This window comes from Agrobacterium larrymoorei, from assembly GCF_013322225.1.
Classification (GTDB): Bacteria; Pseudomonadota; Alphaproteobacteria; order Rhizobiales; family Rhizobiaceae; genus Agrobacterium; species Agrobacterium larrymoorei_A.
Genome location: NZ_JAAMFB010000011.1, coordinates 175,258 through 188,240 on the forward strand (window position 1 = coordinate 175,258; position 12,983 = coordinate 188,240).

16 protein-coding genes and 1 tRNA gene are annotated in these 12,983 nt (G+C 54.3%); 10 read left to right on the forward strand and 7 right to left on the reverse strand.

All coding sequences use genetic code 11. The features are described 5' to 3' along the window. The first annotated feature begins 12 nt into the window (after nt 1–12). Nucleotides 13–804 carry an ATP12 family chaperone protein gene (locus tag G6L28_RS07000; RefSeq protein ID WP_174063061.1) on the forward strand — a complete coding sequence of 264 codons (792 nt, stop codon included), beginning with the start codon at nt 13–15 and terminating at the stop codon, nt 802–804. 196 nt (nt 805–1,000) lie between these two features. Then, entirely contained in the window at nt 1,001–1,447 is a 447-nt protein-coding gene (locus G6L28_RS07005; protein ID WP_174063097.1) for a hypothetical protein, read from the forward strand. Nucleotides 1,448–1,453: 6 nt separating this feature from the next. On the opposite strand, the gene fghA is transcribed toward G6L28_RS07005, so the two are convergent. From fghA to G6L28_RS07030, 5 genes are all read right to left on the reverse strand, one after another. After that, nucleotides 1,454–2,287 carry an S-formylglutathione hydrolase gene (fghA, locus tag G6L28_RS07010; protein ID WP_174063062.1) on the reverse strand — a complete coding sequence of 278 codons (834 nt, stop codon included), beginning with the start codon at nt 2,285–2,287 and terminating at the stop codon, nt 1,454–1,456. A gap of 24 nt (nt 2,288–2,311) precedes the next feature. Beyond that, a complete protein-coding gene (locus tag G6L28_RS07015; RefSeq protein ID WP_174063063.1) occupies nt 2,312–2,971 on the reverse strand; it encodes a DUF1345 domain-containing protein in 660 nt (219 codons plus the stop codon). A gap of 32 nt (nt 2,972–3,003) precedes the next feature. Continuing rightward, nucleotides 3,004–3,450 carry a YaiI/YqxD family protein gene (locus G6L28_RS07020; RefSeq protein WP_174063098.1) on the reverse strand — a complete coding sequence of 149 codons (447 nt, stop codon included), beginning with the start codon at nt 3,448–3,450 and terminating at the stop codon, nt 3,004–3,006. 370 nt (nt 3,451–3,820) lie between these two features. Further along, entirely contained in the window at nt 3,821–4,084 is a 264-nt protein-coding gene (locus G6L28_RS07025) for a hypothetical protein (protein WP_174063099.1), read from the reverse strand. An 87-nt stretch (nt 4,085–4,171) separates the two neighbouring features. Continuing rightward, the gene (locus tag G6L28_RS07030; protein WP_174063064.1) at nt 4,172–5,614 is read right to left on the reverse strand and encodes a D-alanyl-D-alanine carboxypeptidase; all 1,443 of its coding nucleotides are present in this window, start codon (nt 5,612–5,614) and stop codon (nt 4,172–4,174) included. 574 nt (nt 5,615–6,188) lie between these two features. Here G6L28_RS07030 and G6L28_RS07035 point away from each other — a divergent pair. Beyond that, nucleotides 6,189–6,446 (forward strand): hypothetical protein, encoded by a 258-nt coding sequence (locus tag G6L28_RS07035; RefSeq protein ID WP_174063065.1) that lies wholly within the window; start codon nt 6,189–6,191, stop codon nt 6,444–6,446. Nucleotides 6,447–6,694: 248 nt separating this feature from the next. Here G6L28_RS07035 and G6L28_RS07040 read toward each other — a convergent pair whose 3' ends face one another. After that, nucleotides 6,695–7,021: a hypothetical protein gene (locus G6L28_RS07040; protein WP_174063066.1), complete on the reverse strand. Its 327-nt coding sequence runs from the start codon at nt 7,019–7,021 to the stop codon at nt 6,695–6,697. A 74-nt stretch (nt 7,022–7,095) separates the two neighbouring features. Between G6L28_RS07040 and G6L28_RS07045 the strand changes: the two genes are divergently transcribed. Both G6L28_RS07045 and G6L28_RS07050 read left to right on the forward strand, forming a co-directional pair. Continuing rightward, a complete protein-coding gene (locus G6L28_RS07045; RefSeq protein WP_174063067.1) occupies nt 7,096–7,461 on the forward strand; it encodes a hypothetical protein in 366 nt (121 codons plus the stop codon). A 174-nt stretch (nt 7,462–7,635) separates the two neighbouring features. After that, nucleotides 7,636–7,989 carry a DUF1304 domain-containing protein gene (locus G6L28_RS07050; RefSeq protein ID WP_174063100.1) on the forward strand — a complete coding sequence of 118 codons (354 nt, stop codon included), beginning with the start codon at nt 7,636–7,638 and terminating at the stop codon, nt 7,987–7,989. A 2-nt stretch (nt 7,990–7,991) separates the two neighbouring features. Here G6L28_RS07050 and G6L28_RS07055 read toward each other — a convergent pair whose 3' ends face one another. Next, nucleotides 7,992–8,219, reverse strand: a complete 228-nt coding sequence (locus tag G6L28_RS07055; protein ID WP_174063068.1) for a hypothetical protein — start codon at nt 8,217–8,219, stop codon at nt 7,992–7,994. 148 nt (nt 8,220–8,367) lie between these two features. On the opposite strand from G6L28_RS07055, the gene G6L28_RS07060 reads away from it, so the two are divergent. The 5 genes from G6L28_RS07060 to G6L28_RS07080 all read left to right on the forward strand — a co-directional run bounded on the left by G6L28_RS07060 (nt 8,368) and on the right by G6L28_RS07080 (nt 12,913). Beyond that, nucleotides 8,368–8,457 (forward strand) — tRNA-Ser (locus G6L28_RS07060). A gap of 337 nt (nt 8,458–8,794) precedes the next feature. Beyond that, the gene (locus tag G6L28_RS07065) at nt 8,795–9,844 is read left to right on the forward strand and encodes a septal ring lytic transglycosylase RlpA family protein (protein ID WP_174063069.1); all 1,050 of its coding nucleotides are present in this window, start codon (nt 8,795–8,797) and stop codon (nt 9,842–9,844) included. Nucleotides 9,845–9,974: 130 nt separating this feature from the next. Continuing rightward, nucleotides 9,975–11,144: a D-alanyl-D-alanine carboxypeptidase family protein gene (locus G6L28_RS07070; protein WP_174063070.1), complete on the forward strand. Its 1,170-nt coding sequence runs from the start codon at nt 9,975–9,977 to the stop codon at nt 11,142–11,144. A gap of 78 nt (nt 11,145–11,222) precedes the next feature. Continuing rightward, the gene (tmk, locus tag G6L28_RS07075) at nt 11,223–11,891 is read left to right on the forward strand and encodes a dTMP kinase (RefSeq protein WP_174063071.1); all 669 of its coding nucleotides are present in this window, start codon (nt 11,223–11,225) and stop codon (nt 11,889–11,891) included. After that, a complete protein-coding gene (locus tag G6L28_RS07080) occupies nt 11,888–12,913 on the forward strand; it encodes a DNA polymerase III subunit delta' (protein ID WP_174063072.1) in 1,026 nt (341 codons plus the stop codon). The genes tmk and G6L28_RS07080 overlap by 4 nt, the downstream gene beginning before the upstream one ends. Nucleotides 12,914–12,983: the final 70 nt, after the last annotated feature.

Below are 12,983 nucleotides of genomic sequence, written 5' to 3' on the forward strand. Positions count from 1 at the left end.
TGAGGAAAGACAATGCGTGATTTGCTAAATGATCTTTCGGAAGGCCTTAGCCACCCCGATCCAATTCGCCGTGCTCAAATCCAGATGCAGAAACCGCTACCAAAGCGTTTCTACAAGGACGTGACGATCGCTAAGATCGGCGAGGAGGGCACTTACACCATTAACCTTGATGGGAAAGCCGTCCGCACACCCGCTAAACATCCTCTTGTCGTACCTACCGAGGCGCTCGCCGAGTTGCTGAGGGCGGAATGGGACGCCCAGGCAGAAGTTGTCGATCCGGCAACCATGCCGATTTCCCGCCATGTGAACACGGCAATCGATGGGCTTGCCAACGATACGCAGGCGGTTTTCGAAGATATATTGCGTTTTTCCTCCAGCGATATGCTTTGTTACCGGGCAGGCGAACCGCAGGAGCTCGTAAGGCGGCAGACCGATCAATGGGACCCGGTCATCGAATGGGCGGCAAATACGCTCGGCGCGCGCTTCATTCTGGTGGAAGGTGTCATGCATCAGGAGCAGCCGCGTGAGGCCATTGCCGCTTTTGCCGTGACGTTACGCAAATATGATACGGCAATCGAACTTGCCGCTCTACACACAGTGACGTCGTTGACCGGTTCCGCCATACTTGCGCTGGCGCTGGCGGAAAACGAATACAGCCTTGAAGAGATCTGGGCTCTGGCTCATCTCGATGAGGACTGGACGGCTGAGCAGTGGGGTGAAGACGACGAAGCGAGGGAGCGCCGTGCCGCGAGATTTATCGACATGCGCGCTGCCGATGCCGTTCTTCGCGCAACTAAAGAGTAGAACGCAAGGACCTGTAACGGCTCATCGATCTCCACACGCGGGTGGGGATGTCGAAGGTCGTTTTCCGCCACATCGTTTAGCGTATTTTTAACCGTAAATGACGATTATGGGCGCATACCTGACTTAAGGGGAGGCGTCCATTTTGTTTCAGTCATTCAGGCGCTTGGGCACGATTGCGCTGGCTTGCCTTGCCCTGATGTCTTTCAAGCTTGGACCGGAAACCACCGGCGGCGAAAAACTTATTTATGACGTTCGCGGTGCCTTCGTTGCCGCGCGCCCAGATATTTCCCCAGACCTTATGCAGTCGATCCACTATCAGATATCTAATGCTATCGAGGCGACGACGCGAGGCAAAATCAGGCCGCGTGTGGTACTGACGATCCGGCTTGTCTCCGTTGCGAAAAATTCGATGCTGGTGGGAGAACGGGCTTCTGCTCGTGTCATCGTGCGTGCTGCTGCGGTTCAATCCGGAGAGGTGATTGCCGAGACAAAGTTCACGGCCACCGTCGTAAGTCTGGATAAGTCCTCGATTGAGCAAGACCTCGCATCCGGAATTGCAGAGCGGGTGATCAGCGAATTTCGACTGAACAGGCCGTCACCTTCGACATTGGCAACGGCGCTATTCGCCAGTCCCGTCCGCTAACTCAGCTCAGGCAAGCCGCTCGGCATGCCATTTTAGATGGTCTTCCATGAAGGTTGATATGAAATAATAGGAGTGGTCGTAACGCTCATGCATGCGCAGCGTAAGGCCGATATCCTTGCCCTTGATCGCCTCTTCGAAGAGCCATGGGCGCAATCCGCTATCAAGGAAGCTGTCAGCCTTGCCCTGATCGATCAGGAATTCCGGGAAGCGGGCTCCGTCTTCGATCAGGGAGCATGCGTCGTACTGGCGCCATGCGGATTGGTCTGCCCCGAGATATTTCTCGAATGCCGGTGCGGACCAGTCCGCGGATGAAGGCGCGACGATGGGGGCAAAGGCCGAGCAGCTTTTGAAGCGATCAGGATTTTTCAACGCAATCGTCATAGCGCCATGCCCGCCCATCGAATGCCCGAAGATAGCTTGGCGGCTCATGTCCACACGAAATTGCTGCGATATGAGCGCAGGTAGTTCCTCCGTGATGTAGCTGTACATCTGATAATGCTCTGACCACGGCATTTCAGTAGCATTCAGGTAAAAGCCAGCGCCCTTGCCCATTTGCCAGTTTGTCAGTTCATCAGGCACGTCATTGCCACGCGGGCTGGTGTCGGGGCAAATGACAACTAATCCCAACTCCGATGCCATGCGACGGTATTCACCCTTTTCCATGACATTGGCATGGGTGCAGGTGAGGCCGGAAAGATACCAGACGACCGGGCAGGGCTCGCTGATTGCCTTTGGCGGAACGTAGACTGCGAAGGTCATCTCCGACTTGCACGCCTCTGAGTCATGGGCGAACACGCCCTGCATGCCACCAAAGGCGGTGTTTTGTGAAATGACTTTCATGGAGTTTTCCTTTGCATGTAGAATTCAGCCCGCAAGCGATACGGCGGCATTGACCGCTGCTGCCACGAGGACGGTATTGAAAAAGAACGAAACGATGGAATGCACCAGTGTCACCTTGCGCATCGCAGTTGTCGTTACGGCGACGTCGGAAGTCTGAGCGGTCATGCCGATTACGACAGAGAAATACAGAAACTCATAGATTCCAGGGGCCTTGGTATCAGGAAAATCCATGCCGCCACGTGGTGACTTATGACCGTTCTCATTCGATGGACGCCAGAAGAGATGTGCGTAATGAACGGCGGCCATGGTATGGATCGTCATCCAGCCGAGGATAACAGAGGCAAAAGCAAATCCTAACGACAGCGCCGTTTCACCGGCATGGTTGAGCGCCATAAACAGCGATACGACAGCAACACCGACGGCAAGAAGCGTGATGCCGATGATCGCGATGGCAGGCAGGTCGTCGCTATCCGCATGCGCCTTAAGATGATCGGCGTTGAGCTGGGGCAGGTGGCTTGCAAGTATGCCGAGGTAGGTCAAAAAGAAGACGATGGCCGATGCTTCCACAGCAAGGGATGGAGCCAACAGTAATCCGCTTGCCAGCACCAGAATGCCGAACACGGCTGCGATCAAAAACGGGCGATGTCTTCTATAGCGACTGACCTCTGGATGATCCGAATTCATGCTCCTGCCACCCCCGCTTCAGTCTTGATAGGTCACATTTTCACTCTGCGGCAAAGTTTGTCGAGTGTTTCGAGAAACTGCGACCGATCTCTTGGAGAAAAGGCGGCGTTATACCCCTTACTTTCACCGGTCTCGCGAAGGTGAGCACCCAGATCGCGCATTGCCGTCGCCATGCCGATATTGCCTTGATCGAAAATACGACCCGTCGGGCCCGTGACCATCGCACCGGCCGCGACACAGCGCCCTGCCAGCGGTACATCTGCCGTTACCACAATATCACCGTCGCCCACCCGCTCTGCAATCCAGTCATCCGCCGCATCGAATCCGTTCGAAACGATCACATTTTTGACCATAGGATCGCGGGAAGGTCGCAAGCCTGAATTGGCGACAAAGGTTACTTCAAGGCTGTGACGTTCGGCGACCTTGAGAATTTCCGGTTTTACTGGGCAGGCATCTGCATCGACATAGATTTGCGGCATAAGTTCTTCATGAAGTTGAAACACCGCTCTCTTTTAGAGCATTGGACCGAAGACTGTGAAGCGATTTTCACGCGGTTCGATGCTCTTTCCCACGAGACTTGGGACAGGCTGCGGCAGCTTGATTATGCGTCCACCCGGCTTTGCGTAGAGCCTTATGAAAAAGCTTAAGTGACAACCCTTGCTGCCACTGGACGAGGTATTCGAATTTGCCAGCTTTGCATTCAGAATGAGTTTGGGCCGCTTTGCCGGGTTTCAGCCGGTGACGCTGAGTCAAGTTTCTCCGAATGTTTGGGCGGACGAAACCAATGATCACCCAAACAAAAAGCCCTGCAGAATCGCTCCTGCAGGGCTTAGAATGTTATCACTCCAATCAACGAAGCCGCATGTTGACCGGCGACTTTCCAGAGCGGGCGCCGATGTGAAGATGAATCTTCGCTTCAGGCTGGTTGCTGCGCCAGGCGCGTGCGCCGTGGGAAAGCAGGAGATTGACGAGGTCGCGGGTCTTGTGGCGCGACCGGTTCAATCCAATATCAGCGATACGCATCGCCGCCTCATGGATCGGATGAAGAACGGACAGGTTCTGGTTTCTGCTCCTGGTCGCTGCAACTTCCGAATAGTTTTCGTTGATTGCCATCTGGAAAGCCTCGTTACACAATACAATTCGAGGGTTGGAGCCGCTAATCTGAAGTCTCATGGCTACCGGCTCCGGGTACATTCAGGCTTACTGGAGAGATGCCCAGCAGCTCACACCTTTCTTTTTCAGGGCATTGCATGCATTCACTGCGTCCGACTGACCGCCAAAGCCACCGAAGCGAGCGCGGTACATCTGTGAGCCGTCCTTGGTGAAAGCTACCGTGAACGGTTTGGCGGTACGCAGTACATTGCCGCCCTTGTCCTGCGCAGACTGAAGAAGATTGCGCGCAGAGTTCTCGTCAGGTGACGCGCCGATCTGGATCACCCAGCCTGCGGACGATGCAGATGGGGCGACTGGAGCGGTCGAAGCCGTGACGATGTTGTCTACTTTCGTAGAATTGGTGACTAGCGAACGGTCCGGCTTCATCTCGACCGGCGGAGCCGACTTCGCGGAATTCTTTGGACGTGTTGCAACATCCATTGCCGCCACTGCGGCATTTGCCTGTGCGGGGGCGAATGCGGAAACCGGCGCCTCATCCGCATAGCGAGCCTGCGGAACAGGGCCAGCGTTTGGAAGGCCAGAGGTCGCAGCGACCGCAACCGGCTCCTCGACAGGCGCGGAAGGCGTTGCCGCAATCAGGTTACTGTTGCCGCCACGGGAAGCCTTTGGAAGATATTCCGCGACCAGTTTACGCATTGTGGCATCACGTGCGGCACTGGAGCGGCCGCCGAGAACAACGGCAACGATGGAGCGACCGTCAAGCTGGGCAGAAGTCGTTAGATTGCTGCCTGCAGCGCGCGTGTAACCGGTCTTGATGCCGTCAACACCGCGGACTGTACCGACGAGACGATTGTGGTTTCCGATAACCTGCTTACCAAAGGTAAAGCTGCGGGTGCTGAAGTAACCGTAATACTGCGGAAAATGCTGTCTAAGCGCGATCCCGAGGCGCGCCTGATCGCGAGCAGTCGTCATCTGCGCCGTGTTCGGCAGACCATGAGCATTTCTATAGGTGGTGCGCGTCATGCCAAGCGCACGTGCTTTGGCGGTCATCATGCGGGCAAAACGATCCTCTGAGCCACCGAGATATTCACCCAAGGCCGTCGAGATGTCGTTTGCGGAGCGAGTCACGAGAGCCAGGATCGCCTGCTCGACAGTCAAACTGCCACCTGCACGCACACCTAGTTTCGAGGGCGGCTCTTTAGCAGCGTTCGCGGAAACGGGAATTTTGGTGTCAAGTGTAAGACGACCGGCACTCAGGGCTTCGAACGTAAGGTACAGCGTCATCATCTTCGTCAGCGACGCAGGATAACGCAGACCATCAGGATCTTCGCCGTAAAGTACCTTGCCGGTTTTCGCGTCAATCACGATGCCAGCATATTTAGGGTCGGCTTTTGCGACTTGCGCTGTGGACACCGTTGCCGTTGCAACAGCCACCGCAAACATAAAAACCTTCGCGAAGGAGGCGGCACCCGCGGTACGCCCCAGTGCCTCAGATATTTTTTTCAACACAGTTGAACTCTTTAATCGCATGCCACAGTTCCGTCCGACACGCCCCGCCAGACTTTTCACGAGCAGACTTTAGATGGATGGCGTTACCAAGTGGTTTATGAAAGGTATCCAAGGCCGATAAAATGCCCCGTTTGAACGAAATCAGCACAGCTTCATAAGCTGCTCGATTTCTGTGCGGCACAATTATTCTCCGAGCTGTTGGACGCGACGCGCTGGTCGCTCTTTATTCAGGCGGGAATGAGGCAGACTCAAGCGGTATTGAAACCCTGGTTGGGCGCTGCTACCTGAGCCGAAGAAGAAGGATGGCCCATGTACTCAAGAGATCGATACTCCCGTAAACTGGAATGTTCCCGTTGTGGCCATAGCGGCTTCGCCGAAGTTTCTGAAAAAGACGAGAAATACAGCGCGGATGTCGATTTCCGCATTGATGAAATGCCGCGCGGTTTTCGTGCTGAGCGTCCATCGACCAATCCGGCAGAGTTCATGATTCGGTGCGCGCAATGTGGCAACATTTTCCGCTTTTTGCAGAAGACAGCCTACGCTCCCGGCGGCGAGCCACGCGCCAGAGGTAAATAACGCTTACGAGGGAACGGTAATGAGCCTGGATGACGACCGCAGACTGCCCCCGAAACGCCGCAAGCCACTTTGGCCGTGGTTGCTTTTGCTCGTTATGACGCTGTGCGCGATTTATTCCTACAACAAGATTACCCTTATCGCCGAAGACATGATGAGAAACATGCCGGACGTCATCATCGACCTGTTTCACGATCTGCTCGATTCGGATCGGCAAAATCGCGATGGCTTGCGCGTTGAAAAACTGCCTGCAAACACCACCGTTCGAATAGAAGCTTGAAACAAAAAAAGCCCCGCGAATTGGCGGGGCAGGTTGTTCGCTCGGGGAAAGTTGGGCAGTGCCCTTGAGCGATGGATAACAGATATAATGAGCGGCTAAGCAAGTGATAGTGCAATTACGTCTGAAACGGTACGCTCAGAAAAATACGTCAGTAAATACGACATAATTTGCGTAGCCGCAAAAAGAAACCCGCAGCGAGCGGGTTTTTCAGTCGAGAGGGGAACTTTGAGACTGTGAGTCTCTCGTCCTTAACGGCGCAAGCGCAGACAGGTTGCAGCCAGCGTGTTCTTTTTGATGATTTCTCGCTTACCATAAGCATTGCGCAAAGCTTTTCGGTACTCTCCCATAAAAAAAGCCCCACCAAAAGGCGGGGCAAGAATGCCTGATTGGCTTTCAGGACTTGGGAGCTCCTCCCACGGAGGAAGCAACGAGAAGATAATCGTGTTCCTTCGCGTGCAAAAGGTCACTGTGAAGGCTAACGGTACGCCTGTAGGCGAAAATAGAGAATCTACCAGTACGTGTATCACGCCGGGAAGGGTGAGCTCAAAGGACATCGCAGTCCATTCAGCAGTCATTCATAAATTCTGTGCCACTTTGTCTGCATATTGAGTCCATACTGGGCTGGTATGGCTCACTTGGAGAAGCCCGCATGAAAAAGATTCTTCTCACTACCTTGGCTGCGGTAATCGCAAGTGGCGCTGTTCTAGCCAGCGTACAAACCGCATCCGCGCAATATTACGATGGGCCATATCGATATGAACGTCGCGGACCTCCGCCCCCGCCTTATCGTGATCCGCCCCGCAAACATCGACACCACGATAATGGCGCAATCATCGCAGGCGGTATAGCTGCTGGTGTTTTGGGTGGTCTTGTTGCGGGCGCGCTTGCCAATGATGGTCCGCGTTATGTTGAGCCTCCACCACCGCCTCCGCCCCGTTGCTGGTTCGAGGACCGCCGCGTGCCGAATTCCTATGATGGTGGATGGCACATGGAAAGCTTCCGCGTCTGCCAATAAATCTTGAAAAATCGCGTTGATGTTAGCCGGTCCAAAAGGGCCGGTTTTCTTTTTGACTGACTTGCGGTGCTTTTCCGGGTCAATGAAAATGGGTTGCGGGCCAATAAACGCTAGGTGCAGGCAAGGCTGAAAGGCTATTTTTGCGGGCATGATATTTTGGCGGAGGAGGTTCAATTGATTGGAAACATACTGGCAGAGCTTATAGCCGCCTTGCATATTTATATTTTGATTTTGCAGATGGTGCTTTGGGATAAACCAGCCGGCCGCCGTGCTTTTGGCCTCTCGCCGGATTTTGCGAAGGCAAGCAAGGTACTTGCTGCAAACCAGGGCTTATATAACGGCTTTCTGGCCGCAGGACTGATCTTCGGGCTTTATCAGGGAGAGCAAGGAAAAACCTTCGTCATATTCTTCCTTGCTTGTATTCTGGTGGCTGGCATTTTCGGCGGAATTACTGCTAGCCGCAAGATTGTTTTCATCCAGGCACTGCCGGCATTACTCGCGCTCGCGGCAGTTCTTTCGGGTATCTAAACTCACTTGGGCGCGGCAGCGTGGAGGCGTGCGACGATATAATCGTAAGTTTCCATGACCTGCACGCGCTCATTCCCCATGCGCATGATCAGAGTTCCCTGTGCGAGCGGTGATATCTGTATGACGTGATTGAAATTGATGGCGAATTTCTGATTGTTGCCGACAGCAGTTACTTCAATCCACATTAATAAGGGCCTTTCAAATATCGCGAACTTTCCATGGTCGCTCATGTATTTGCCTCTAATTCGTTAGCGTCTGGTGAAGGCTGCTGACGATCTCAAAGCAAATATGGGAGATAGGTGCTAATGACGCACTTTATGTCTTTACGGACGGATTGACGGGTACACTCAAAAGGTTATAAAGCCACGCCAAGCAGCTGGATGGGTGTCCGAGTGGTTTAAGGAACCGGTCTTGAAAACCGGCGTGCGTGAGAGCGTACCGTGGGTTCGAATCCCACCCCATCTGCCAGTTCCCAAAATAATCTTGTTAAAAATCATAAATCGACCTTGCGCAAAGATCTCTGCGCGACGCAAATCGCTGTCGAATTCTCAGTCTGTTGTTTCCTTTTCATGTCGGTTCTCAACGATCGTGCGCAGTGATTCCGCCTGTTTCGCGGGTTAATGCATTAGTGTTTCATTAACCACGTTGATTACAATTTTATCCATTCTGACGAACTCGTTCGCATTTTTGCCATGTTGCGGGCAAGATTAAGCGTCTGTTAGGTGCTTCGATGTCAGGGGCATGAGCATCGAAGCGTTGAGAGGGGTCGAGGGAAACCGACCCAAAGCAGCACGGGGCAGAGAATTTGAGATCTACCGTTACGAAAGTCGGTGTGAGCGTGAAGTGGCTCGGCATTGCCGTTCTCTGCGCAGCAACCGCATCCTGTTCGACAACGTCGGAAACAAAAACAAAGCCGAAGCGCAGCAAAGAATATTTTTCCGAATCGGAATATGGCGTTAAAGCCAGTCCACGCGTTGCCGAAGGCAATAACGTTCCCAAAGGGGGCGGTCGTTTTCTGGTGGGTAATGCCTACACGGTAAAGGGTCGACGTTATTTCCCGAAAGAAGATCCGAATTACGACAAGTCCGGTCTTGCTTCCTGGTACGGCTCTGCATTTCACGGTCGCCTGACAGCAAATGGTGAGGCTTACGACAAGGAACACCTGTCTGCGGCCCATCCGACTTTTCCCTTGCCCAGCTATGCTCGCGTTACCAATCTCGAAAGCGGTTCGTCCGTCATCGTGCGTGTCAACGATCGCGGTCCGTTCCATGAAGGACGCCTGATCGACGTTTCCAGCAAGACTGCCGACATGCTCGACATGAAGGCGACCGGTACTGCCAATGTTCGCGTGCAATATGTCGGTCGTGCGCCACTTGATGGCCACGATATGCCGTACCTGATGGCATCCTATAGCCCGAAGGGGTCGCGCTCTCCTGGCGTTCATCCTGACGGACAGATCGCTTCCGGCGTGATGGTTGCCTCTGCCTCTGCGTCGAATATTCCGATTCCATCCAGTCCCGCTTATGGCGGCTCTGCACAAATGGCGTGGACCGGCTCGAAGTCCAGCAAGGCACTTCAGTCGATGCCGTTGGTAAACGGCCCCGCACCCGTCATGGATCAGAGCGCTGGACAGTTTTTCGTGCTACCGGAAATCGGTCCGTTCATTACCGAACGTCCTGAAGGAAACTTCCTGCGCGTCCCTGCGCCTTCTCCGAAATATGCATCTGCCTATTCGGAATCTGCTCCGGCCTCGAAGGCTGCCCGCGCCTTCGACAGCGTTCTTGTAGGGCATGGTGAGTTGACGGAGCAATCCATTCTAGATCACGTCAAAAGCAGGCAGGGCAGGGCTCTTTAAGCTTTGCCATCTGGCGTCGCCTCGCGCATAATTGTCTCGTTTCGGGATGATTTGCGAGAAAATTGAGTCGCGACGCTGCATCCAGACACGTCGGACACGAACAAAATCAATGACGGCGGGCTGGCGTTTGATGCGCAAGATAATTCGAAAACATATCCGGCTATTATGCGCTGCGTTGCTGTGCCTCACCTCCAGCGTAGCAACGGCCAGCGCGCAGTCGGTGCTGACGGTCAAGGCGCAGCAGGCCTATATGATAGATGCCGAAACCGGAACGGTTCTGCTTTCCGTGAATGAACATACGCCGTTTCCTCCGGCATCGCTTGCGAAGTTGATGACGGTTGAGGTGGTAATGGATGCCTTGAAAAAAGGGCAGATCACCGGAGAAACTGTTTATCCTGTTTCTGAATATGCCTGGCGAACGGGCGGTGCCCCGTCGCGCACCTCCACAATGTTTGCGGCTCTTAAATCCTCCGTCAGCATCAATGATCTGCTGACCGGCATTATCGTGCAAAATGCCAATGATGGTTGCATCATTCTGGGTGAAGGTATGGCAGGCTCGGACCCGGCCTTTGCCAAGTTCATGACGGAGCGCGCAAAGGAGCTGGGGCTTACCGCAAGCGTATTTGCGAACTCCACCGGTTTGCCTGATGCCGCCAACAAAACGACTGCCAAAGATATGGTCATGCTGGCAAAGCATCTTCATGACACTTACCCGGATCGCTATAGCCTTTTTACCAAGCCGGATTTCGAGTGGAACCGCATTTTCCAACGCAACAAGAATACGCTCCTTTCACTTGGGAACGGTATAGACGGGTTTGGGCTTGGGTTTGCGGAGGGGCATGGCTATTCCGCCGTCATTTCCGCAGAGCGCGATGGCCGTCGCATTTACCTTACGCTGGCAGGAATGGAAGACGACAAGACTCGACAGGAGGAAGCACGCCGCGTCGTGGATTGGGGACTGTCCGCATTCGAGAGACGAAGCCTGTTTCAAAAGAATGAAGCGGTAGGCAATATAAGCGTCTATGGAGGCGCATTATCTCACATCGATCTGGCTGTGCATGAGGAGGTCAGCGTCCTCGTCCCGATAAATAACCCTGAGCGTCTGTCCGGTCGCATTGTTTACAACTGGCCACTCAATGCGCCTCTGGATGCTGGCTATAACGCAGCAACGCTGAGGATATATTCCGGCGAGAAGATTCTGCGCGAAGTGCCGCTTTATACGACGGCGGCCGTGGGTGAGGGCACCTTGAGCCAGAACGCTGCGGGAGCCTTGAAAGAACTGCTGTTTTTCTGGCTATGACAACGGCCGCTCACAGGTTTCGCGCGCAGCTGAATTGGTCTAAGAAGAAGCAACAGGCTTAAGGATCAGGAAGAGACATTGCCCGAAAAAGGATTGTTCATAAGCTTCGAAGGCGGCGAGGGTGCCGGTAAATCCACCCAGATTCGCATTCTTGCCGAAAAGCTACGAGCTCGCGGTCTCGATGTTGTCGTCACGCGCGAACCGGGTGGTTCGCCCGGCGCTGAGGCCGTGAGGCATGTGATCCTTTCCGGTGCTGCGGAAGCCTTTGGCGTTCGGATGGAGGCAGTTCTCTTCGCTGCTGCACGCAACGATCATGTCGAGGAGGTCATCCGCCCCGCTCTTAAAAACGGTTCGGTGGTTCTCTGTGACCGTTTTCTCGACTCGTCGCGTGTCTACCAAGGCACCACAGGAAATCTGGAGCCGGAATTTATCGAGACGCTTCAGCGTATCGCTATCGATGGCACCATGCCTGAGTTGACGTTGATCTTTGACATTTCAGCGGCAGCAGGACTGGCACGCGCCCGCAACAGGGCGGATGATGGCGCAGCCCCCGATCGTTTCGAGAAAGAAGAGCTTGAAACGCATGAGAAGCGCCGTGAAGCCTATCTCGACATCGCACTCAACGAGCCGCGTCGCTGCCGCATCGTCAACGCCGATCAGCCGCAGGACAAGGTTTCCGAAGATGTTTTCTCGTTGGTCGAGCCGTTGTTGACGAAGTTCGAGAATGTTCCGGAAGTGGCGGAATGAGCGATACACCCGGCGTTCTGGATGGTGCCATTCCCCCCCAGGAGAACACTCGGCTGTTCGGTCATGACGATGCCGAACAGTTTCTTGCGCAGTCCTATCGCTCGGGCAAAGGCCACCACGCCATTCTCATCGAAGGACCGGAAGGTATTGGCAAGGCGACGCTGGCGTTTCGTTTCGCCAATCATGTTTTGTCGCATCCAGAGCCTGCACTTGCGCCGGACACGATAGCCGATCCCGATCCTGCATCCATTGTCAGCCGCCAGATTTTATCCGGCGCTTCGCATAATCTGCTGCATCTGGCTCGCCCCGTGGATGAAAAGACAGGGCGCACAAAGTCCGCAATCACGGTGGACGAGGTGAGGCGGGCAGGGCACTTTTTCTCTCAAACATCAGGCACGGGCAACTGGCGCATCGTCATCATAGATCCTGCCGACGATTTGAACCGTAACGCTGCCAATGCGATCCTGAAAATCCTGGAGGAGCCGCCGAAGCGAGCGATGTTTCTCGTTCTGTCTCATGCACCCGGGAAATTACTGCCCACCATCCGTTCTCGGTGCATGCCACTCCGTCTCTTGCCATTGCAAAATGCCGATATGGAGCAGGCACTGAACAATCTGGGGCTTAATCTGACAGGCGAAAAACGCGACATATTGCTGGACGCTTCCAAGGGCAGCGTCGCGCAGGCGTTGAAACTCGTAAACTACGGTGGCTCGGATATCGTGGACGTGTTTAATGCAGTGATGTCCGCCGAAGGCCCATCCGCCCGCAAGCAGATGCATAAGCTCGCGGATGTGCTGGCACAGAAGGATGGCGATATCATCCTCAGCTTCTTCATGGAGCATGCGACGGAAGAGTTGATGCACCGTGCAAAGGCCGCGGCACTTTCCGGCGATCTGAACGGCGCAGAGCGCCAAGCACGTCTCTCATCCTCGCTCTTGGAGCGCATCACGATTGCTCAGGCCTATAATCTCGACAAGAAGCAGATGGTTCTTTCCATTCTGGAGGACATGCGCTCCGTCTGACATGCGGATCGAACATTCGGTACGCTTTTTCTTTCGCTAGTGCGAACAATAGGCTAAGAGCGGTCTATCA